We start from the raw sequence: 19,684 nt of genomic DNA on the forward strand, positions 1-19,684 counted from the left end.
GGTTACGCGTGCGCCGTCTCGTCCAGGACGACGCGGGTAACGCGCACCAGTTCGATACGGTATTCGGACACCTCAACGATATCGAACCGCAGGTGGTTCAGCTCAATGCTATCTCCCGCCACCGGCATCTGCCCGTAATGGGCCAACAGCAGCCCCGCCAGGGTTGCGTAGTCGGCGGTGGGGCTGACCAGGTCATCGCAGGCCAGCGCCTGTTCCAGCGAGTGCAGATCGGTTCCGCCCTTCACCAGCCAGCCGTCGCCTTCCGCCACGATGTCCGGCGTTTCGTCCTCGTCCGGGAATTCACCGGCAATCGCTTCCAGCACGTCCAGCGGCGTCACCAGCCCCTGCACCACGCCGAACTCATTGGTGACCACCACCAGACGCCCTTTGGCGCGGCGCAGCACCGCCAACAGCTTGATGACGTCCATGGTTTCCGGCACCACGATCGGCGGCGTGCGGGCGGCGAACTCGGCGATATCTTCCCCTTGCTCCAGCGCCACCAGCAGATCCTTGGCGCGTACCACACCGACGATCTCATCCACCGAGTCGCGGCACACCGGGAACAGGCTGTGTGGCGTATCCAGCAGCTGTGCGCGCACCTCCTCGCGGGAGCGCTCGCAGTCGACCCAGGAAATGTCGGTGCGCGGCGTCATCACGCTGCGCAATGAACGCGAGGCCAGCGTCAACACGCCGCTGATCATATAGCGCTCTTCCGCCGCAAAGGTTTCATCCCGCGGCAAGGCGACCGCATCGTCCGTCTGCTGCGTACGCTGCTGCCCCATCAGGCGCATGATCGCTTCCGCGGTGCGCTCGCGCATCGGGCGACGCGCTTGATGCTTGATAAAGTTGCGACGCGCGATCTGGTTGAACAATTCAATCAGGATCGAGAAGCCAATAGCGGCATACAGGTAGCCTTTAGGAATATGCAAACCGAAGCCTTCGGCGATCAGGCTCAGGCCGATCATCAACAGGAAGCTCAGGCACAGCACCACGATGGTCGGGTGCGCGTTGACGAAGTTGGTCAACGGCTTCGACGCCAACAGCATCACCGCCATCGCGATCACCACCGCCGCCATCATCACCGGCAGATCGTTCACCATGCCCACGGCGGTAATCACCGCATCGAGCGAGAATACCGCGTCGAGGATCACGATTTGCACCACCACCGCCCAGAACTTGGCGTAACCGCGGTTGGCGCCGTCTTGATGCGTCTGCCCTTCCAGCCGTTCATGCAGCTCCATGGTGGCCTTGAACAGCAGGAATACCCCGCCGAACAGCAGGATAAGATCGCGGCCGGAGAAGCTGAAATCGCCGACGCTGAACAGCGGCGTGGTCAGGGTTACCATCCAGGAGATCACCGACAGCAGGCCCAAACGCATCAGCAATGCCAGCGACAGGCCGATGATGCGCGCCTTATCGCGCTGCTTCGGCGGCAGCTTGTCGGCCAAAATGGCGATGAACACCAGGTTGTCGATGCCCAGCACGATTTCCAGCACCACCAGCGTCAGCAACCCCGCCCAAATAGAGGGGTCCATTAAAAATTCCATATCAGACTCCAGAGAAAAGTGGGAATGAGCGCACGCCGCTCAGACGTGACGATGCCGCCGCTGCATGGGTGCAGTCGACAATAGCAAGGTGACGGGATGGGATTGCCGGGAGATGGCCGAAGGGCCGAACAGCATATGCAACGCCAGCGGGTGGCGGGTGAAACCTGGAAAAACAGTAACTTCGGTGACAGTCCATAGGGAGGGCTGAGGCCCTTCACTCCTTAGTAATGAAAGAAGGAATTACTGTATCAGGATTTTTCTGGGGGACAAAGCGGCTTTTTCAACGGCGGTTTAGGGTGACGCCCCCGTCATGTCATCTGCGACAGCTAAGATTTCTCCGAGCATTCAATAGCGGAGCAGCGTCACAAAAAATATTTTTTCACTCACTAAAATAAATGTCGCGTTCGTGAAGTATTGCGCACAGGCATTTGAAACTGCGTGAGAAATGTTAGGCGTGCGTTTCTTTTTTTCTACCATAATGTATCTGAACCGCGGAAGTGACTGCCAAGACGGCGCGGAGAAACGACACAAACCGCGCCTGGAGTTCAACGAGGAGGTAGCGAGTGGCAATAGCTATTATCATCGGCACACACGGGGCTGCAGCGGAACAACTGCTGAAAACGGCGGAGATGCTATTGGGCGAGCAGGACAACGTCGCCTTTATAGACTTCGTTCCCGGTGAGAATGCCGAGACGTTAATCGTCAAGTACAACGAAAAAATCAGTGGGTTGGATACCAGTGGCGGCGTGCTGTTCCTGGTGGATACCTGGGGCGGCAGCCCGTTCAACGCCGCCAGCCGCATTGCGGTCGACAAGGAAAACTATGAGGTCGTCACCGGGGTCAACATTCCGATGCTGGTGGAAACCTTCATGGCGCGGGACGACAACCCCGCCTTCGATGAACTGGTGGCGCTGGCGTTGGAAACCGGCCGCGAAGGCGTGAAAGCGCTGAAAAAACCGCAGGAAGAACCCGCAAAACCCGCAGCACCCGTCGCCAAAGCCGCTGCCCCTCAGGCGCCGCTGGGGCCGAATGACCACATGAAAATCGGCCTGGCGCGCATCGATGACCGCTTGATTCACGGCCAGGTCGCTACCCGCTGGACCAAAGAGACCAACGTCAGCCGCATTATCGTCGTCAGCGATGAAGTCGCCGCCGACCATGTGCGCAAAACCCTGCTGACCCAGGTCGCCCCGCCGGGCGTCACCGCCCACGTGGTGGACGTGGCGAAGGCCATCCGCGTCTGGAACAACCCGAAATACGCCAACGACCGCGTGATGCTGTTGTTTACCAACCCGACCGACGTCTTGCGTCTGGTGGAGGGCGGCGTGGATATTCAATCCGTCAATATCGGCGGCATGGCGTTCCGTCAGGGGAAAACCCAGGTGAACAACGCCGTTTCCGTCGATGAAAAAGATATCGAAGCGTTTAAGAAACTGAACGATCGCGGTATCGAGCTGGAGGTGCGTAAGGTCTCGTCCGACAGCCGGCTAAAAATGATGGACCTGATTAACAAACTCAATTAGTGGCGCCAGCCGCTGATTATTTTACTCAGAGCTTTTTTGGTCATAGGAGAAGTGCAATGGAGATCACCACTCTTCAGATTGTGCTGATATTTATCGTTGCCTGTATCGCCGGGATGGGTTCCGTCCTCGACGAGTTTCAGTTCCACCGTCCGCTGGTCGCCTGTACCCTGATCGGCTTCGTTCTCGGCGATATGAAAACCGGCATCATTATCGGCGGTACGCTGGAAATGATCGCCCTGGGCTGGATGAACATCGGCGCGGCGGTCGCGCCGGATGCCGCCCTGGCGTCCATCATCTCGACCATTCTGGTCATCGCCGGCGGGCAAAGCGTCGGCGCCGGTATCGCCCTGGCCATTCCGCTGGCGGCGGCCGGCCAGGTGTTGACCATCATCGTGCGCACCCTCACCGTGGCCTTCCAGCACGCTGCGGACAGCGCGGCGGAGCGCGGCAGCCTGCGGGCCATCACCTGGATCCACATCGGCGCCCTGCTGCTGCAGGCGATGCGTATCGCCATCCCGGCGGTCATCGTCGCCATCTCGGTCGGTACCGCCGGGGTACACGCCCTGCTCAACTCGATCCCGGAAGTGGTCACCAGCGGCCTGAACATCGCCGGCGGCATGATCGTGGTGGTCGGTTACGCGATGGTGATTAACATGATGCGCGCCGGCTACCTGATGCCGTTCTTCTACCTGGGTTTCGTGACCGCCGCCTTCACCAACTTCAACCTGGTGGCGCTCGGTGTCATCGGCGTGGTGATGGCCGTGCTGTATATCCAGCTCAGCCCGAAATACAACAAGTCTCAGGTTGTCCAGGCCGGCCCGGCTAACGCGAACGATCTCGATAACGAACTCGACTAGGAATAGGTGAGAGAAATGGTTGATACAACTGCTCAAAAGAAACTCACGCCGGCCGATATTCGCGGCGTATTCCTGCGCTCGAACCTGTTCCAGGGTTCGTGGAACTTCGAGCGCATGCAGGCGCTGGGTTTTTGCTTCTCGATGGTGCCGGTGATCCGTCGCCTGTATCCGGAAAACAATGACGATCGCAAACAGGCGATCAAGCGCCACCTCGAGTTCTTCAACACCCACCCTTACGTGGCGGCGCCGGTGCTCGGCGTGACCATGGCAATGGAAGAGCAACGCGCGAACGGCGCGCCGATCGACGACGGCGCGATCAACGGCATCAAGGTCGGCCTGATGGGGCCGTTGGCCGGCGTCGGTGACCCGATTTTCTGGGGCACCGTGCGGCCGGTATTCGCCGCGCTCGGCGCCGGCATCGCCATGAGCGGCAGCCTGCTCGGGCCAATCCTGTTCTTCGTGCTGTTCAACCTGGTGCGCCTGTTGACCCGCTACTACGGCGTGGCCTACGGTTACCGTAAAGGGGTGGATATCGTCAACGACATGGGCGGCGGCTTCTTGCAGAAACTGACGGAAGGGGCGTCCATTCTCGGCCTGTTTGTCATGGGGGCGCTGGTCAACAAGTGGACGCACGTGAATATCCCGCTGGTGGTGTCCAAGATCACTGACCAGACCGGGCATACCAACGTGACCACGGTGCAGACCATCCTCGACCAATTGATGCCGGGCCTGGTGCCGTTGCTGCTGACCTTCGCCTGTATGTGGCTGCTGCGCAAGAAAGTCAACGCGCTGTGGATCATCATCGGCTTCTTCGTCATCGGTATCTTTGGCTATTGGATTGGCCTGCTGGGCCTGTAATCGTTCGAAACGGCCGGGGGGCAACCCCCGGCTTTTTTATGTGTGGAGCAAGAGATGTCACTGACCGACGCCGTACTGATGCTGTTTATCACCCTGCTGTTGCTGTACTCGCTGTATGACGAATTCGGCATGGATCTGCTGAAAGGCAAAACGCGCCTCAAGGTGCTGCTCAAACGCCGCCACCGCCTCGACAGCCTGATTTTCGTCGGCCTGATCGCCATTCTGATTTACCGCAATGTCACCGACAATGGTGCGGTATTAACCACCTACCTGCTTATTTCCTTGGCGCTGCTCGCTATCTATGTTTCTTATATTCGCGCTCCCAAGATGGTGTTTAAAGCGCAGGGGTTTTTCTTCGCCAATGTGTTTGTTGAATATAACCGCATTAAAGCCATGAATTTATCGGAGGACGGTATTCTGGCCATCGACCTGGAACAGCGCCGGCTGTTGGTTCAGGTGACACACCTGGACGACCTGGAGAAGATTTATCAGTTTTTCGTTGACAATCAATAGATAAACAAATAACCGCCTTGTTACCGCTCAAACCTTGCGCGGCCTGTGGGTAATTAATAGGCTGCGTCACTTTCACTCAGACTATTATTTCCGCAACATTGTTACCCGCATCTACATTATATTCCCACATGAAATTAGATTAATGAAAACGAGTCTCAATTAAGCGCGAACATCACGCCAGAATAAAGTTGTCGGTGGCGGAAATAATATGGTATGGTTGCGCCGTCATTGGGGAGTAGCCGGTTTCTGGAGAATAAAACGCCAGAAACGCCCGTATCAACATACTCGTTTCGCCGTATGAAACGTGGTGCGGGCAGCCAGGTAAGGTTGGCGAGACCATAGACACGTAACTCCGTCGTTTGGTTGGGGGTGGGTTACGTGTATATGGAGCCACCCGGCCGAGGCTATTTCACATGAACCTTTCAGCAACACTCATTCTCGCTTTCGGCATGTCCATGGATGCTTTCGCCGCTTCGATCGGCAAAGGCGCCAGCCTGCATCAACCCCGTTTCCGCGAAGCGATCCGCACCGGCCTGATCTTCGGCGTGGTCGAAGCGATCACCCCGCTCATCGGTTGGGCCATCGGCCTGTTCGCCAGCCAATACATCATGGAATGGGACCACTGGGTCGCCTTCTCGCTGCTGTTCATTCTCGGCATGCGCATGATTATCGAAGGGGTGCGCAACAAGCCCGATGAAGAAGAGAAGGTCAAACGCCACGGCTTCTGGATCTTGGTGGCTACCGCTATCGCCACCAGCCTCGACGCCATGGCTATCGGCGTCGGCCTGGCCTTCCTGCAGGTCAATATCGTGCACACCGCCATGGCCATCGGTTGCGCCACCATGATCATGGCGACGCTGGGCATGATGATCGGCCGCTTTATCGGCCCGCTGCTGGGAAAACGCGCCGAGATCCTCGGCGGCGTGGTGCTGATCGGTATCGGCGTCAACATTCTGCTGGAGCATCTCGGCTACCTGGCCTGAGACGCTCGCGCTACAAAAAAACCTGCCGCGGCAGGTTTTTTTGTTTCTGGGCTCACTGCGCCTGTTAAGCACGGCGCCGGTACAACGCCAGCACGAAATCCGTTTCGCACTCAAACTCGCCGCCGTGCGCCAGCCGCTGCTGCACCTCCGGCGTAGCGCGCCAGGCGAACGGCGTCATCTGCAGCAGGTTGGCGGCCTGTGCGCCCGGCAAGGTCATCGTATAGGCCAATGCCTCTTTACGCTCGCACTCGAATCCGTCGAACTGTTCGTCCTGTTCGGCATGCAGCTGCGCCTGCTGGTACACCTGCTCTTTCAGTTGGTACAGATGACGCGGGCCCGGCGAAACCGTCACCACCACGCCGCCCGGCTTCACCACTCGCGCCAGCTCCGCCGCCTTGCAGGGCGCATAGATGCGCAACACCGCATCCAGCGCCCCGTCGGCGAACGGCAGGCGGTGGCTGGAGGCGACGCAGAACGAGACCGCGGGATAACGCTTGGCAGCGTAGCGGATCGCCACCTTGGCGACGTCCAGCCCATAAACCGCCATATTGCGCTGCTGCGCCAGCCGTGCGGCCACGGCGGCGGTGTAATACCCTTCCCCACAGCCTATATCCAATAACGCGCCTGCATCGGCCGCCAGCGCCAAATCCAGCCACTCTGCCACCTGCTGTTGCAGCGGCTGATAAAAACCGCCGTCGAGAAACGCGCGCCGCGCCTGCATCATTTCCGTGCTGTCTCCCGGCTGCTTCGATCGCTTGTGCTGTACCGGCAGCAGATTGACGTAGCCTTCTTTGGCTTGATCGAACTGATGATTGCCGTCGCAACGCCAGTGTTGCGATGAAAAATGCAGCGGTTGATGACACAGGGGGCATTGATAGGACATGAATGGGCTTCCAGAAAGACAGGGCGCGGCTAGTCTAAAGAAGGCGTCGGCTCGATGCAAGGCGCATCCCCGCTCGCTTTCGCCGCCAACAACACCTGGTCAAGCGGGGAAAAAGCTGGCTACACTGTGAGTCTGTTTTCTCACGCAGGTGAAAATAACTTATGAGCGATCGTTCCGCGCTGCTCGATGCGGTGCCCCACATTCAGCACGGCTTCGGCAGCAAACTCGCGCTGCTGCCGGGGCATCTGCTGCCCTACAGCGCCACGCTGCCGGAAAAGAAGCAGGTGCACGGCACCCGTATCGTCGAGGTGTTGCAACCGGCGCAGGCGTGCGGTGAAGCCGACGGCTTCTACACCCGCCAGCCCGGCATTCTGCTCGGCGTGCTGACGGCGGACTGTCTGCCGGTGCTGTTCAGCCGCCGCGACGGCGGCGCCATCGCCGCGGTTCATGCCGGCTGGCGCGGGTTGCTGGACGGCATTCTGGAACAGATGGCAGCGCGCATTCGCCAGGACGGCGACACCGCCGACTGGGTGGTCTCTATCGGCCCCGCCGCCGGCGCATGCTGCTACGAAGTCGACGAAGCGCTGGTGGAGAATTTTAAACAGCGCCTGCCGCTGCCCGCCACGCTGATCAGCCCGCATTACCGGCATCTGGATTTGGCCGCGATTGCCGAACACAAGCTGGCGGCGCTGGGCTTCGCCGCCGTTGACCGCGCCGGCAGTTGCACCATCTGCACGCCGGACGTCGACCCGCAGCGGCCGCAGCGCTTCAAGTACACCAGCTATCGCCGCAACAGCCATCGGCGCGCGCAGGATCCGACGCATCCGGGGATCAAAGGCCGCAACCAGTATGCCGGCATCATCATCGCCGCCGGATGACGGAAACGAAAAAGCCCGCGCGGAGGCGGGCTTTTTGTACAGCTGACGCTGATTAGATAGCAGTAACGTTTACTGCAGATGGGCCTTTCTGGCCATCTTGGATTTCGAACTCAACGTTCTGGCCTTCAGCCAGGGTTTTAAAGCCGTTACCCTGGATTGCAGAGAAGTGTACGAACACGTCTTTGCTGCCGTCAGCCGGGGTGATGAAACCGAAACCTTTAGACTCGTTGAACCACTTAACTTGACCTTTGATCTTTGCCATCTTGAGTATTTCCTTTGGATTGTTTAAACCGCCCGTGGGCGTTACATAGACAAACTAGAGTCGTTACTGCTTGAGGCACTAAGATAAGGATCGGCAGAGAAGCGGTATTCAACGCTAACGTCTTTACTCAGAACTTCTTTACTGAAAATGCCACACATATACAGAACTGTACCTCGTTTTACCCAGATGCGTTATCACATACTCTGTATGCGATGGCAAGCCATTTTTAATCACTGAACGACATGTCGCACATATTTGAAACGGTCGAGCGCCGCATTTGCTTAAATAGCCCAAAAGATGTTGAAGCATCGGCTATTTTCTGCTTGCCAAAACCACGGCGCCAGACCCCGCATTCTGATAGCGTTTTAACAAAACTTTCATCGTTTTGACGCCTCTCCTTCTCGGCACTTTCGCTTTTTTGCCGCTTATAGCGTTAAAAAATTTGAATCTTTATGGAATGTCATATGCAACATTTGAATATCGATGAACGGGGGCCAATTTATTCAATGCTCCTCCGACCCTTTAGCGCCGGAAAGCGCATTCATCGTCGGTCTTCAACCCTGCCGCCACAGGGTGAGAACCCCATCGCGTCGGAAGGCGCAAGTGAAGCGGGTACCGCGGGCAACGGTTGCATAAGCATGCAACCTCCAGACGCCTCTCCCGCTGGCCGGTTGTTTCATCCTAAATAATCCGAAAGCCACGAGTCTGAATAACCGGAATAATCTTATGAATAGCGAAAGTGTGGCATGGAATTAAATCTTGAAGATCGGGTGGTTATTTGAATCACCACCCGTGCTTATCGATTCTGCTAATTACCGCCACGCTTTCAAACCGTTGATCTTATTCTTTCCCCGGTACCGCAGGGCGAAGAGAGAACGCTTGCTGCGAGTCCTGCAACGCGATGCGCTCGCCAATCTTCAACGGGTGGAATTGATGCTGATCCAGCCCCGCCTCGCTCAGCGCCAGGTTCAACTGCTGCGGCGGCTCGTCGAGCGATTCGTCCGCCAATTCGAATACCCCCCAATGGATGGGAATGGCGCGCGGCTGATTCAGCTCGCGATATAGCGTCACCGACTGCTGCGGATCCATATGCTGCTCCTGCATGAACCAGCGCGGCGCATAGGCGCCAATCGGCAGCGCCGCCACGTCGAACGGCCCCAGCCGTTGACCGATCTCCGCCAGCCGTTCCGAATAGCCGCTGTCGCCGGAAAAATAAAACCGCAGCACCGGATGATGGATCACCCAGCCGCACCACAACGAGCGATTGCGATCCCACAGCGTGCGCATGCTCCAGTGCCGCGCCGGCGTGGCGTAGACCGTCAGTTCGCCCAGCGACAGGCTCTGCCACCAGTCCAGTTCATGCACCTTCAGCCGATAGCGGCGAAACCAGCGCTTCAATCCGAGCGGCACGATAAACTCGGCCTGTGGAAAGCGCCGCGCCAGCTGCCGCACCGTGCGCCTGTCGAGATGATCATAATGATTATGGGAGATCAGCACCGCATCCACCGCCGGCAGTTGCCCCACCGTCAGCGGCGTCGGCGTTCTGCGCTTCGGGCCGTAGAAGCTCAGCGGCGATGCGCGTTCGGACAACACCGGGTCGATCAGGATATAGCGCCCGCCCAGCCGCAGCAGCATTGACGCATGCCCAAGCCACCAAATGCTGTCATCGCCGCCGCTGAGATCGGCGGGTTGCCACCAACGCTCGGTAAATTGCGCGTAGCCCTGCTGCGGCGGCCTGGGCAGCCCCTGCCGCTTGCGTTCATCCTGCCAACGCTGCAGGTCGCCCTCCTGGCGCTGCGAGGGTTCCGGGTTGCGAAATCCCTCCGGCGTGTGATGCGCCTTGGCCGCGTCGTAATAACGGTTGATTCTCTTCATCCTGCCTTTTCTCCCGACCACTGCGCCCTGCACGGGCATGACTTTCAGTGTAACAAACCCGATGAAGCTCGCACTTTGTCAGCCGTGCGCTGCATCTCGGGACCTTTTGCCGTATGCTGTTGTCTCACTCCGGTGAGACAGCCAGGGCCGCCAAGAGCCCGTTAAGACTCTCTTAAGATCTTTGTGATTGACTTGTAGGGCATACAGAAAAGGAGAAGTTATGAGTCGTTCTACATCCCGCAAATCAGGCATCGGCCTGGGGCGCCGTATTCGCAGCGCGCTGCTGGCGCAGAAGCAATACTGGAAAATGTATTTCGCCATGAAGCTGCGCCGTCTGCGCGTACCTGCCCCGCTGGTGGTGCTGGGCGGTTCGCTGCTCGGATTCTTCATGCTGACCCTGCTGATGCTCAGCGTGGTCGCCATCGACGTGATCAGCACCCTGCTGCTGCTGTGTCGGAAACTGCTGGGGCGGGGGCATAGTGAGGGGCGCGCCTTTATGCCGCGCGGCTAACGAGAAAAGAAGCGGAGGCGCGCAATACGCCTCCGCAGCATACCGATTAACGCTTGGTGCCTTTACGGCGCGTCAGCATAAACCCGCACCACAGCACCGCAATCCACACCGGCATCAGCAACACCGAAATGCGGATCCCTTCGCTGAAATACATAATCACCAGAATCAGGCTGAGGAACGCCAGGCACAGGTAGTTGCCGAACGGGTACCACAGCGCCTTAAAGCTGGGAATGACGCCCTGGCGGTTCTTGGCGGCGCGGAATTTCAGGTGCGCCAGGCAGATCATCACCCAGTTGATCACCAACGTTGAAACCACCAGCGCCATCAGCAGCTCAAACGCCTTGCCGGGCATCAGGTAGTTAATCAGCACGCCGATCGAGGTAATCAACGCCGATAGCGCAATGGACAGCACCGGCACGCCGCGCTTGTTAACCCGCGTCAGCGCCTGCGGCGCATTGCCCTGGCTGGCCAGCCCGAACAACATGCGGCTGTTGGCATAAACGCCGCTGTTGTAGACCGACAGCGCGGCGGTCAGCACCACCACATTGAGCACGGTCGCCACCAGATTGCTGTTCAACGCATGGAAAATCAGCACGAACGGGCTGCCCCCCTCCACCACTTGCCCCCACGGATAGAGCGACAGCAGCACGGTCAGTGAGCCGATATAGAAGATCAGAATGCGGTACACCACCTGATTGGTGGCTTTGGGAATGCTGCGGCGCGGATCGGCGGCTTCCGCCGCGGTGATGCCGACCATTTCCAGGCCGCCGAACGAGAACATGATCACCGCCATCGCCATCACCAGCCCGGAGAAGCCGTGCGGCATAAAGCCGCCCTGCTGCCACAGGTTGGTGATGCTGGCCTGCGGCCCGCCGTTGCCGCTGACCAACAGCCAGGCGCCGAACACGATCATGCCGACAATCGCCACCACTTTGATGATGGCGAACCAAAACTCGGTTTCGCCGTACAGGCGCACGTTCACCAGGTTAATCAGGTTGATCAGCACGAAAAACAGCGCGGCGGAGGCCCAGGTGGGGATCTCCGGCCACCAGTACTGAATGTAGATGCCGACAGCGGTCAGTTCTGCCATGCCGACCAGAATGAACATCGCCCAATAGTTCCAGCCGGAAAGAAAGCCGGCGAAGTCGCCCCAATATTTATAGGCAAAATGGCTGAACGATCCGGCGACCGGCTCCTCCACCACCATTTCGCCCAGCTGGCGCATGATTAAAAACGCGATAAAACCGCCGATGGCGTAGCCCAACAGCACGGCGGGGCCGGCCATTTTAATGGTTTGCGCAATGCCGAGAAATAAACCGGTACCGATGGCGCCCCCGAGGGCAATAAGCTGTATATGTCTGTTTTTTAAGCCGCGTTTTAGCGGAGTATCCTGATGCTGACCGCCCATCTTATCCTCATATGGCGTACACCCTTGCCGCTGTCGGCCAAGATTTCACCAATCAATAAATGTATCTGCGGGCGGCTTTTTAACACTTAACCCCGTGAGCATCAAGGAGAAGCGCCCCGAGACGGCAGGCCGGAGCGCGATTTTTTTACCGTGAGAAAGCGGATAAGAGCGGCGTTTAGCCCGGCATTCCGCACAGTTTGGTCAGGTTGCGCGCGCCGATCATCAGCGTGGCGACATAAGATTGGCTACGCGTGACCACTTCCACCGCCACGCGATCGTTTTGATATTTTATCAGGTAGGTCGAGGGCCAGCCCTGACGGCGCTGGCCGAAGCTTTCGGCATGACGATCGATCGCCGCATGGGCAATCACCAGATGAGACAAGTTTTTATCACCTTTGATAATGCGCTTCATAAACAGCCTCCGCCAACGACAGCTCTGTTATTAGAAAAAGGAGAAACTCTTACCAATCACCGGTATTTTTGACTCAGTTAGCCTGTCGGCTCATCAGGAAGCAGATCATCGCCGCGCGCAGCGGGCTTGCGCTGTCCGCCTGCCATTCACCGCCCTGGGTGCTCATGCGCGCCTGCCATTGCGGGCTGTCGCTTTGGTTATCGGGGTTCAGACTGATTTTGTTGGCGCAAATGATCGGCCAGGCATCGGAGGGATTCTTGCAGTAATCTTTACCTTTCACACCACCGTAGGGATACCACTTGTCCGGGTTCTCTCCGGTCAGCAGCGCGATGCTGCGGTTCACTTCGGCATCGCTTTCTTCGTACCATTTAATCATCGGCTTCATCCATCTTTCGTAAGGTTCGCGCTACATTACGATGTCTGTACGACAGTTTTATGACAGCGCCGCCGGTTTTCACATTATCTCTACTAATGCTTTGCCCCCTTTATCTTTCCTGAGCGCCTGCGTACACTTTTCTCTCTGTTCTGCGCCCAGGAAACGCATGCATGTTGACCGGCCTCAATCACCTGACGCTTGCCGTCAGCGATCTCGATCGCAGCTTCGATTTTTATCGTCATCTGTTGGGTTTTACCCCGCACGCCCGCTGGCAAGGCGGCGCCTATCTTTCGTTGGGGCCGTTGTGGCTATGCCTGTCGCTGGATGAAAGGCGCACGCAACAACGCGAGCGCGATTACACCCATTACGCCTTCAGCGTAGCGCCGGAACACATTGAACAGGCCAGCCAGCGGTTGCGCCAGGCCGGCGTCGAAGAGTGGAAAAGCAATCGCAGCGAAGGCGAATCACTTTATTTTCTCGATCCTGATGGGCATCAATTGGAGATCCATGCCGGCGATTTGGCCAGCCGCCTGGCGGCATGCCGGGAAAAACCTTATCAGGGCATGGTGTTTTACTGAGGCGCCCCGGCGGCAGCGGCAGCCGGAGCATCATGCTCAACGTTCGGGGATAAAACCTTTGAAATCCAGCGCGGGGCTGAGATCGTCGTCGTCAGCAGCAGCGCCGTCAGTGCCAGCGCGGTGCGCCATACGCTTCAACAGTGCCGTTTGCTGACGCTGTTGCTCGGCAATCTCTTGCAGCAGGCGAATCTGCTCGTTGGCGCGCACGCTGGCGCGGTTCACCAGGAACCAAACCCACAGCCCGGCCAGCAACGCCACGGCGGCGAGGGCCAGTGACAACAGGCCGTTCTGGCCAAAACCTAAATCGTACATGAAAAACCCTATCTACTGCGACATTCAGGCCGCCATCTTAACACTCGCGGCGGCCGTGCGAACATCCCTGCCGAAAATTGCTTACCAGGGTACGAAGCGGGTCACCGAACAGATGCCCAACGCAAAATTTCCACCATCGTCGCAATAGCTGTCCAGCGCCAGCAGGTAGAAAAACAGGCAGGCAGCGACGGCCGTCATTATCACGAGGATTTTTTTTCGCAACAAATTTAGCAGCCTCATTGTTATCTGGGTAATCTATCGCGCATGTTATCACAGCGAAGTTAAACGAAGTTTAACTTTTCGTTTAGATTTCTGGCTATCGCCCGGTTTTCAGACTGTTACCCTTGCCCTCGCATGCGCGCCGTGGCTAGATGCTCCCTCAGGGACAACGAGGAAATGCGATGAGTAAATTGATTAAGTGGGTACTGGTGTTGGCGGTCATTTACGGCGGCTTTTTGATCTCGGGCTACGGCGTGCTGATCGGCAGCAACAAAAACGTTGGCGGGTTGGGATTGCAGTGCAAATACCTGACGGCGCGTAACGTGGCGATCGCCCAGTACGTAAATGGCGACAACGGTTTCATCGGCGTAGCCGACTGCCCGCTGTTCAAGAAAATCGAAACGGTGGTGGATTAACCGCCACCGCCCGACGCCGCCGCTCTGCGGCGGCTCCGCCTCAGTTGCGGGTAAACTTCATCTCGATCAGCGCAATCGCCTTGTCAATCGCTCGGCGGGTCACCGGATCGGCGCCAGCAGGGTGCGTGGAGAAATCGATGCTTTTGAGCTGACCCGCCATCTTGTCGCGCACTTCGGTCGGCGCAATCACGTCGATAACGTCCAGAATCTGTTTGATGACCAGTTGGCAAGCGACCAGATCGGAAGCCAATTCCTGCTCGTTGCTCAGCATGTCAGACATAATAACTTTCCTTCTTGATTCAAACGCCGCACAGAATAGCATGGCGTCCGCGCCATTGCCCGCTCTCCCCGTCTTTTTCCCCCTTCTGCGCACCGCCGGGCAAAAGCCCGCGGCGGATTAGCCTATACTTGCAGCATGACGGTGGCAAAAACCACCCCCAAGCCACAACCAACAGGAGAAAGTTATGGCGAATCACAATGTGAAATCCTGGGCGACAGTGCGTGAAACTTCGGTGGAGATCGCCGAAGCCATTTTTGAACTGGCAGGGAACGACGAAGTGTTGGCGCAGAAAATCTGGGAAGAAGGCAGCGACGAAGCGCTGGAGAAGGCCTTTGCCAAAACCACCGCCGACCAGCTTTATTGGGGAGAGGAAACCGTCGAGCGGAAAAACGTTTGAGCGCCTGCGCAACAAAAAGCCCGGGTTTCTGACCCAGGCTTTCCCGATTGGCGTTCGCCCCGCTCAGCGGCGTGCAATATCTCTTGCTCTCACGGTTCTTCACCTCCCACACCTTCCGCGTTTTTCATGCTCATCACCGGCATCGCCATAAAAGCGCCGACGCCCACGATTACAACCAGAGTAATAATCACTGTCATTAACATGCGATCACCCCATCAACGTTGAGTTGTTACGGCTGACTCTGTTTTGGCGGTTACTTGCTGCGGCCTTCTTTGCGTCCCCCACCGAGGCGGTGACCGTCTCAGATTAGCCGTTTTTCCTTTCGGCTGACAAGCGGCGGTTACGCGGTTTTTCCGAATAATTGCCGCCCGACACCGGCGGCGTTTTTGTCCACGGCGGCAAGTTGTGTATACTTCATCGCTATGTAGGTCTCACACTGACGCACTGATGATACAAGAACACCACCTCTCATTGGTCTGCGCCCTCAGCAAATGGGTCGAAACTCACCTCGGACGAGTGATCCATCTCGAAGAGCTGGCCGAGTACTCCGGCTACTCGCTGTGGCACATGCAGAAGCTGTTCAAAGAAGCGACGGGAATTTCGCTCGGCAAATACATTCGCGAACGCCGTCTGGCCGGCGCGGTCTACCAACTCCGCAGCAGTGAAGCGTCGATCTTCGATATTGCCCTGGACTTTGGCTTCGGTTCACAGTCTCACTTCACGTACATGTTCAGAAAGCGTTTTAATATCACGCCCTATGATTTCCGCCAGGATTTGAGCGTCGATCTGCATATCGATCCGCCGCTGCACGTCATTCACCAAAAATCCGCCTGAAGCCCGCCGCAAACCGGCGGGTTAACGCGCCGCCCATGCAGCCAGTATCGCGATCGCGGCCGGCAGCGCCTGCACCCACAGAATTTTGCGGCTGGCGGTCAGCCCGCCGAACACGCCGGCCGCCAACACGCACCCGAGAAAGAACAGCTGCAGCGCCATATCCCCACGCCAGTAGCTCCATGCCAACCCCACCGCCAGAAAGCCGTTGTACAACCCCTGATTGGCGGCCAGCACCCGGGTGGCGGCGGCGAACTCCGCCGTCGTGCCGAATGCGCGCCTGCCGAGTGGCGTACGCCACAGGAACATTTCCAGCACCAGGATATAAAGATGGAGCGCTGCGATGAGCAGCAGCAAAATATCGGCAAAGAGCTTCATGAGGATCCCGGTCGTTTATTGAAGATGCCATCAATTATAAACTCCGCCTCTCATCTTCCCATCGGCGGAGATAAAAAAACCCGCCGAGGCGGGTTTATGCAGGAGTCATTTTTTGAGGTTAGTTTAATACGGCGACCAACAATGCCGCGACAGAGGCCCAAAACAGCGCCGTGGCAACCACGACATGGGACAGTCTTGCACGATAGAGTACCTGGCTCATAATGACCTCACTGACATCTGACTAACGGGAGACAACCTTACTTCCTGAGGATTATCCTAAACTTCTTCTCGCTGTCATTATATGCGCCAGATCACTTTTCCGCCGATAAACCTTATATTGTCGTAAAGCTGGAGCCGCGATCACATTAATTGCGCCTTATTAGAGCGAAATAAGCCGAATAATCGCGGCGATTATATCCTAACGCTATCAAACATCGCTCCAGGGCAGGCGTGGCGCGGTCATGCGCTCACCAGAATAACCGCTAACCGCCGGGAAGCGCGGCGCCCCTTGTTCCCAATCATGCTGAGCCCGAGTAATTTCAGCCTTGCTATGGCCAACAAAATTCCACCAGATAAGGACCTCTTCGTTTAATGGCGCCCCACCGATTAATAATCCCCGGCTGCCCTTTTGCGCATTTAACCCAATAGAGTTATTCTTCATGCCCAAATAGGCGAACTCATCAGGTGAAAAAGTTTCACCATTAAGTTCAAATGCACCAATAAGGGGCAAAAAGCCGATTTCATAATCATCGCGCAGCGGCAATTCGATCCTCGCCGCTTCCTGCCATTCCAGATCAATGGCGATTAATGGCGAAAGCGTAAACACCGGTGAACGGTAAGCGCCAAATTCCCCCACCAGCAAACGGTGATTCACGCCGTTATTCTGCCATTGCGGCAAGTCAGGATAATGATCGAAGCGTGGCGCCATGTCGGCATGTTCGGCCGGCAGCGCGATCCATAATTGTGCGGCATGCAATCGCCGTTGCTCACCCACCGACTGTTCGGTATGCGCAATGCCGCGCCCTGCGGTCATCAGATTAACCTGGCCCGGGCGAATCACCTGCTCACTGCCGAGGCTGTCTCGGTGCAGCACCTCCCCCTCTATCATCCAGGTGAACGTTTGCAGCCCGATGTGCGGATGCGGCCCCACATCCATGCCGGGCGAGGTGCCGTTGAAGACCGTCGGCCCGGCGTGATCGAGAAAACACCAGGCGCCGACGGTGCGCCGCTCCCGGGTTGGTAACGCACGGTTGATCGGGATGCCCCCCACTTCTGCGTTACGCACGGCAATACGTTGTATCTGGCGCACGCCGTCAACGACAGGGCATTCGCGTGCAGGTGAAGAGAGCGTAGGACGTGACTGACTCATCGCAAAAACCTCCTGAATGGCGCCGATTCGCCAAGGGTAACCGCCCAAGCTTAACACAAGACAGCTTCCCCACAGAGCGGCGACGCTCAGGCGCAGTTGCGCGGATCAGGACGCTTTGATATAGCAGCTCATGATGTCTATATCGTCCTGCGCGTGCCTGAGATCGGAGAAATAGGTCACGCCAAAGAGAATTGATACCACCAGCAGCACAGACACCAACAGGCCGATAATCGCCAGCAGTTTGGTCTCATCATGGAGATTAGGCTCCATTTTATCTCCCCTAGTTAATCGCGTCAGGTCACCCACAGCGTGACCGCCAGCGTAAAGATAATCAGTGAGCAGGACGCCACCGCCAACACGACGATCGCAAATTGCGCATCACCCAAGGTTTCTCGATAGTTTTTATCCGTTGAGGCGTTACGCTGTTGTTTCACTAAATCGGTTTCACTCGTTCAACTGCTGCATTGCTGTTTGACGGGGCAAAACATCCCCTCAGAATAAGGCGCCAACGTTGCCGCCTTGGTCGTTCCGGCTCAACCGGGGGATGACGCTATCAATTTTCCCCATCAGGGTCAACACCGCGCCTGCCGGCAAGCGAGCGGGTACACAGGGGAAATGTAACCGGCATCAAGATCGCAGGGAAATAAGAGACGCCTATTGCAGAGGACAAAAAAAAGCCCGGTACGCAACCGGGCTATGGCAGACCGACGCGTTATTGCGGGATACGCAACACCTGCCCAGGATAAATCTTGTCCGGGCTCGACAGCATCGGCTTGTTGGCTTCGAAAATCTTGTTGTACTGATTGGCGTTGCCGTACATCTCTTTAGAGATGGCGCTCAGCGTATCGCCCTTCTTCACGGTATAGAAGCGGCTCTCGGCGTCGGGTTGCGTCACCGCCACCTTATCCTCCACGCCGCTGATGCCCGCCACGTTGCCGACAGCCACCAGGATCTTCTCTTTTAACTCCTGGCTGACGGCGTCGCCGGTCACTACGGCTTTACCATCGATCACCTGCACATTGACTTTGTCGGTGCCCGGCAAGCCGCTCTTATCGAGATGCTCCTTGAGTTTGGCGCCTTGATCTTCGGCGGAGGCATTGCCGGTGACTGTGTCCCACAGTTTTTCGCCCGCTTCTTTGACGAAGTTAAACAAGCCCATATTCACTCCTTTTGATGGTTTCACTAATGCGTTTAAGTAAGGCTTGTTAAGCTTAGCATCGACAAAAGGATATGCCATCCGCTCACGACGTCAGAAACGGTTAGAGTATTCCGAAAGTGTCGTCAACGGCGTTTCGGTGGCGATTAATCGCGCAATGATGCTGAAAAATCGCGCTTTTTTACCTACACTGTTGCAGACAGAGCAACTCGACGAAGGAGGCGTGCAACGATGTACGCATTGGTGATGTTTGTCTGTTATCTGGATGGTGGCTGCAGTGAAATGGTGGTCGACATATTGCGCGACGAGCCGCAATGCCTGGTCGCAATGAAGGAACAGAACTTGCGACACGCCGGCTGTTATCCCATGGAAGAGTTTATCGACGGCTTCTGGTTGCCAGCCAGCGAATATTCGGATTTTTAACGCCCTCCCCGCGCGACGCTGAGGAATTTCTGATTTCATCGGAAACTGCGTCTTCCTCCGAGGCATAAGGCCGCTGTTTTGCTAAATTGCGGCTCCCGAAGAAGAAAGAGACAGAGAAAGGTCATGCCAGCATCGGCTCACTCCAACGAGCAATATGAAACTCTGCTGCACGACGTCAGCCTGGCGTTAGGCGACGCAGTGTTGCAGTTAATCCAAAACCATAAAAAGGTCTCCGGCAGCAATATTCTTTCACAGCTGGTGAACGAAATAGAGCGTGAGCAGGATCAGCAACGTTTCGCCGCGCTGCGTTCCGCCATTGAGCTGGTCGGGCTGGCGCCCAAAGGCTGAGATCCCGATAAAACGAAGGCCGGGCTTGCGCCCCGCCTGAGGTGAATGACAAGCCTGATGACATTGCCAGGTTTACCGAAAACAGCATTTA

At 57.1% G+C, this 19,684-nt stretch carries 29 protein-coding genes and 1 riboswitch; of the genes, 13 read left to right on the forward strand and 16 right to left on the reverse strand.

What is annotated here, in order from left to right; translation table 11 throughout:
* Positions 1–2: 2 nt before the first annotated feature.
* Positions 3–1,547: a TerC family protein gene (locus ACJ8IN_RS00950; RefSeq protein ID WP_047571585.1), complete on the reverse strand. Its 1,545-nt coding sequence runs from the start codon at positions 1,545–1,547 to the stop codon at positions 3–5.
* A 563-nt stretch (positions 1,548–2,110) separates the two neighbouring features.
* On the opposite strand from ACJ8IN_RS00950, the gene manX reads away from it, so the two are divergent.
* From manX to mntP, 5 genes are all read left to right on the forward strand, one after another.
* Complete coding sequence (gene manX, locus ACJ8IN_RS00955) at positions 2,111–3,070, forward strand: PTS mannose transporter subunit IIAB (protein ID WP_033654424.1); 960 nt, start codon at positions 2,111–2,113, stop codon at positions 3,068–3,070.
* Between the two features lie 56 nt (positions 3,071–3,126).
* Positions 3,127–3,927, forward strand: coding sequence for a PTS mannose/fructose/sorbose transporter subunit IIC (locus ACJ8IN_RS00960; protein WP_308325797.1), 801 nt, complete (start codon positions 3,127–3,129; stop codon positions 3,925–3,927).
* Positions 3,928–3,942: 15 nt separating this feature from the next.
* Positions 3,943–4,785 (forward strand): PTS mannose transporter subunit IID, encoded by an 843-nt coding sequence (locus ACJ8IN_RS00965; RefSeq protein ID WP_033634889.1) that lies wholly within the window; start codon positions 3,943–3,945, stop codon positions 4,783–4,785.
* Positions 4,786–4,839: 54 nt separating this feature from the next.
* A complete protein-coding gene (locus ACJ8IN_RS00970) occupies positions 4,840–5,298 on the forward strand; it encodes a DUF986 family protein (RefSeq protein WP_033647681.1) in 459 nt (152 codons plus the stop codon).
* Between the two features lie 218 nt (positions 5,299–5,516).
* A riboswitch (yybP-ykoY riboswitch) is annotated at positions 5,517–5,700 on the forward strand.
* An 11-nt stretch (positions 5,701–5,711) separates the two neighbouring features.
* Positions 5,712–6,281 carry a manganese efflux pump MntP gene (mntP, locus tag ACJ8IN_RS00975; RefSeq protein ID WP_197846303.1) on the forward strand — a complete coding sequence of 190 codons (570 nt, stop codon included), beginning with the start codon at positions 5,712–5,714 and terminating at the stop codon, positions 6,279–6,281.
* A 64-nt stretch (positions 6,282–6,345) separates the two neighbouring features.
* Here mntP and rlmA read toward each other — a convergent pair whose 3' ends face one another.
* A complete protein-coding gene (gene rlmA, locus ACJ8IN_RS00980; RefSeq protein ID WP_308325798.1) occupies positions 6,346–7,164 on the reverse strand; it encodes a 23S rRNA (guanine(745)-N(1))-methyltransferase in 819 nt (272 codons plus the stop codon).
* A gap of 161 nt (positions 7,165–7,325) precedes the next feature.
* Between rlmA and pgeF the strand changes: the two genes are divergently transcribed.
* Positions 7,326–8,042, forward strand: coding sequence for a peptidoglycan editing factor PgeF (gene pgeF / locus ACJ8IN_RS00985; protein WP_033634893.1), 717 nt, complete (start codon positions 7,326–7,328; stop codon positions 8,040–8,042).
* A gap of 52 nt (positions 8,043–8,094) precedes the next feature.
* Here the strand turns inward: pgeF and cspE are convergent, their stop codons facing one another.
* The 3 genes from cspE to ACJ8IN_RS01000 form a co-directional block, all read right to left on the reverse strand.
* Entirely contained in the window at positions 8,095–8,304 is a 210-nt protein-coding gene (gene cspE / locus ACJ8IN_RS00990) for a transcription antiterminator/RNA stability regulator CspE (protein ID WP_002221949.1), read from the reverse strand.
* A 41-nt stretch (positions 8,305–8,345) separates the two neighbouring features.
* The gene (locus ACJ8IN_RS00995) at positions 8,346–8,462 is read right to left on the reverse strand and encodes a DUF2627 domain-containing protein (protein WP_002211058.1); all 117 of its coding nucleotides are present in this window, start codon (positions 8,460–8,462) and stop codon (positions 8,346–8,348) included.
* Between the two features lie 682 nt (positions 8,463–9,144).
* Entirely contained in the window at positions 9,145–10,179 is a 1,035-nt protein-coding gene (locus tag ACJ8IN_RS01000; protein WP_308325799.1) for an MBL fold metallo-hydrolase, read from the reverse strand.
* A gap of 220 nt (positions 10,180–10,399) precedes the next feature.
* Here ACJ8IN_RS01000 and ACJ8IN_RS01005 point away from each other — a divergent pair, with 220 nt between their 5' ends.
* Entirely contained in the window at positions 10,400–10,690 is a 291-nt protein-coding gene (locus ACJ8IN_RS01005; RefSeq protein ID WP_033647690.1) for a hypothetical protein, read from the forward strand.
* Between the two features lie 46 nt (positions 10,691–10,736).
* Here the strand turns inward: ACJ8IN_RS01005 and ACJ8IN_RS01010 are convergent, their stop codons facing one another.
* The 3 genes from ACJ8IN_RS01010 to ACJ8IN_RS01020 all read right to left on the reverse strand — a co-directional run bounded on the left by ACJ8IN_RS01010 (position 10,737) and on the right by ACJ8IN_RS01020 (position 12,886).
* Positions 10,737–12,098: an amino acid permease gene (locus ACJ8IN_RS01010; protein ID WP_060421412.1), complete on the reverse strand. Its 1,362-nt coding sequence runs from the start codon at positions 12,096–12,098 to the stop codon at positions 10,737–10,739.
* Positions 12,099–12,273: 175 nt separating this feature from the next.
* Entirely contained in the window at positions 12,274–12,510 is a 237-nt protein-coding gene (locus ACJ8IN_RS01015) for a DUF4060 family protein (protein WP_004927680.1), read from the reverse strand.
* 73 nt (positions 12,511–12,583) lie between these two features.
* Complete coding sequence (locus ACJ8IN_RS01020; protein WP_004927682.1) at positions 12,584–12,886, reverse strand: phage protein NinX family protein; 303 nt, start codon at positions 12,884–12,886, stop codon at positions 12,584–12,586.
* A gap of 170 nt (positions 12,887–13,056) precedes the next feature.
* On the opposite strand from ACJ8IN_RS01020, the gene fos reads away from it, so the two are divergent.
* The gene (gene fos, locus ACJ8IN_RS01025; protein WP_060426065.1) at positions 13,057–13,464 is read left to right on the forward strand and encodes a fosfomycin resistance glutathione transferase; all 408 of its coding nucleotides are present in this window, start codon (positions 13,057–13,059) and stop codon (positions 13,462–13,464) included.
* A 36-nt stretch (positions 13,465–13,500) separates the two neighbouring features.
* Here the strand turns inward: fos and ACJ8IN_RS01030 are convergent, their stop codons facing one another.
* Together ACJ8IN_RS01030 and ACJ8IN_RS01035 are read right to left on the reverse strand one after the other, a co-directional pair.
* Positions 13,501–13,776, reverse strand: a complete 276-nt coding sequence (locus ACJ8IN_RS01030; RefSeq protein ID WP_033647694.1) for a YebO family protein — start codon at positions 13,774–13,776, stop codon at positions 13,501–13,503.
* 81 nt (positions 13,777–13,857) lie between these two features.
* Positions 13,858–14,016, reverse strand: coding sequence for a PhoP/PhoQ regulator MgrB (locus tag ACJ8IN_RS01035; protein WP_004927688.1), 159 nt, complete (start codon positions 14,014–14,016; stop codon positions 13,858–13,860).
* Positions 14,017–14,177: 161 nt separating this feature from the next.
* On the opposite strand from ACJ8IN_RS01035, the gene ACJ8IN_RS01040 reads away from it, so the two are divergent.
* Positions 14,178–14,411: a YobH family protein gene (locus ACJ8IN_RS01040; protein WP_004927690.1), complete on the forward strand. Its 234-nt coding sequence runs from the start codon at positions 14,178–14,180 to the stop codon at positions 14,409–14,411.
* Positions 14,412–14,451: 40 nt separating this feature from the next.
* Here ACJ8IN_RS01040 and ACJ8IN_RS01045 read toward each other — a convergent pair whose 3' ends face one another.
* Complete coding sequence (locus tag ACJ8IN_RS01045) at positions 14,452–14,691, reverse strand: DUF2766 family protein (RefSeq protein WP_004927692.1); 240 nt, start codon at positions 14,689–14,691, stop codon at positions 14,452–14,454.
* Between the two features lie 184 nt (positions 14,692–14,875).
* On the opposite strand from ACJ8IN_RS01045, the gene ACJ8IN_RS01050 reads away from it, so the two are divergent.
* Together ACJ8IN_RS01050 and ACJ8IN_RS01055 are read left to right on the forward strand one after the other, a co-directional pair.
* Entirely contained in the window at positions 14,876–15,088 is a 213-nt protein-coding gene (locus ACJ8IN_RS01050; RefSeq protein ID WP_004927694.1) for a YccJ family protein, read from the forward strand.
* Between the two features lie 447 nt (positions 15,089–15,535).
* Positions 15,536–15,922, forward strand: a complete 387-nt coding sequence (locus ACJ8IN_RS01055) for a helix-turn-helix domain-containing protein (protein ID WP_004927697.1) — start codon at positions 15,536–15,538, stop codon at positions 15,920–15,922.
* 21 nt (positions 15,923–15,943) lie between these two features.
* Here the strand turns inward: ACJ8IN_RS01055 and ACJ8IN_RS01060 are convergent, their stop codons facing one another.
* The 5 genes from ACJ8IN_RS01060 to lysM form a co-directional block, all read right to left on the reverse strand.
* Positions 15,944–16,297 (reverse strand): DUF1304 domain-containing protein, encoded by a 354-nt coding sequence (locus ACJ8IN_RS01060; protein ID WP_033654431.1) that lies wholly within the window; start codon positions 16,295–16,297, stop codon positions 15,944–15,946.
* A 427-nt stretch (positions 16,298–16,724) separates the two neighbouring features.
* On the reverse strand, positions 16,725–17,666 hold the full coding sequence (locus ACJ8IN_RS01065) for a pirin family protein (protein WP_074026458.1): 942 nt from the start codon (positions 17,664–17,666) through the stop codon (positions 16,725–16,727).
* A 105-nt stretch (positions 17,667–17,771) separates the two neighbouring features.
* On the reverse strand, positions 17,772–17,936 hold the full coding sequence (locus ACJ8IN_RS01070) for a hypothetical protein (RefSeq protein ID WP_162846224.1): 165 nt from the start codon (positions 17,934–17,936) through the stop codon (positions 17,772–17,774).
* Positions 17,937–17,959: 23 nt separating this feature from the next.
* Positions 17,960–18,100, reverse strand: a complete 141-nt coding sequence (locus ACJ8IN_RS01075) for a hypothetical protein (RefSeq protein ID WP_162846225.1) — start codon at positions 18,098–18,100, stop codon at positions 17,960–17,962.
* Positions 18,101–18,378: 278 nt separating this feature from the next.
* On the reverse strand, positions 18,379–18,825 hold the full coding sequence (gene lysM / locus ACJ8IN_RS01080; protein ID WP_033634902.1) for a peptidoglycan-binding protein LysM: 447 nt from the start codon (positions 18,823–18,825) through the stop codon (positions 18,379–18,381).
* Positions 18,826–19,053: 228 nt separating this feature from the next.
* Between lysM and ACJ8IN_RS01085 the strand changes: the two genes are divergently transcribed.
* Entirely contained in the window at positions 19,054–19,245 is a 192-nt protein-coding gene (locus ACJ8IN_RS01085) for a YebW family protein (protein ID WP_004934567.1), read from the forward strand.
* 123 nt (positions 19,246–19,368) lie between these two features.
* Positions 19,369–19,593 carry a biofilm development regulator YmgB/AriR family protein gene (locus ACJ8IN_RS01090; RefSeq protein WP_033654433.1) on the forward strand — a complete coding sequence of 75 codons (225 nt, stop codon included), beginning with the start codon at positions 19,369–19,371 and terminating at the stop codon, positions 19,591–19,593.
* Positions 19,594–19,684: the final 91 nt, after the last annotated feature.

The sequence above is a fragment of the Serratia sp. CY31944 genome (genome assembly GCF_052169175.1).
Lineage (GTDB): Bacteria > Pseudomonadota > Gammaproteobacteria > Enterobacterales > Enterobacteriaceae > Serratia > Serratia sarumanii.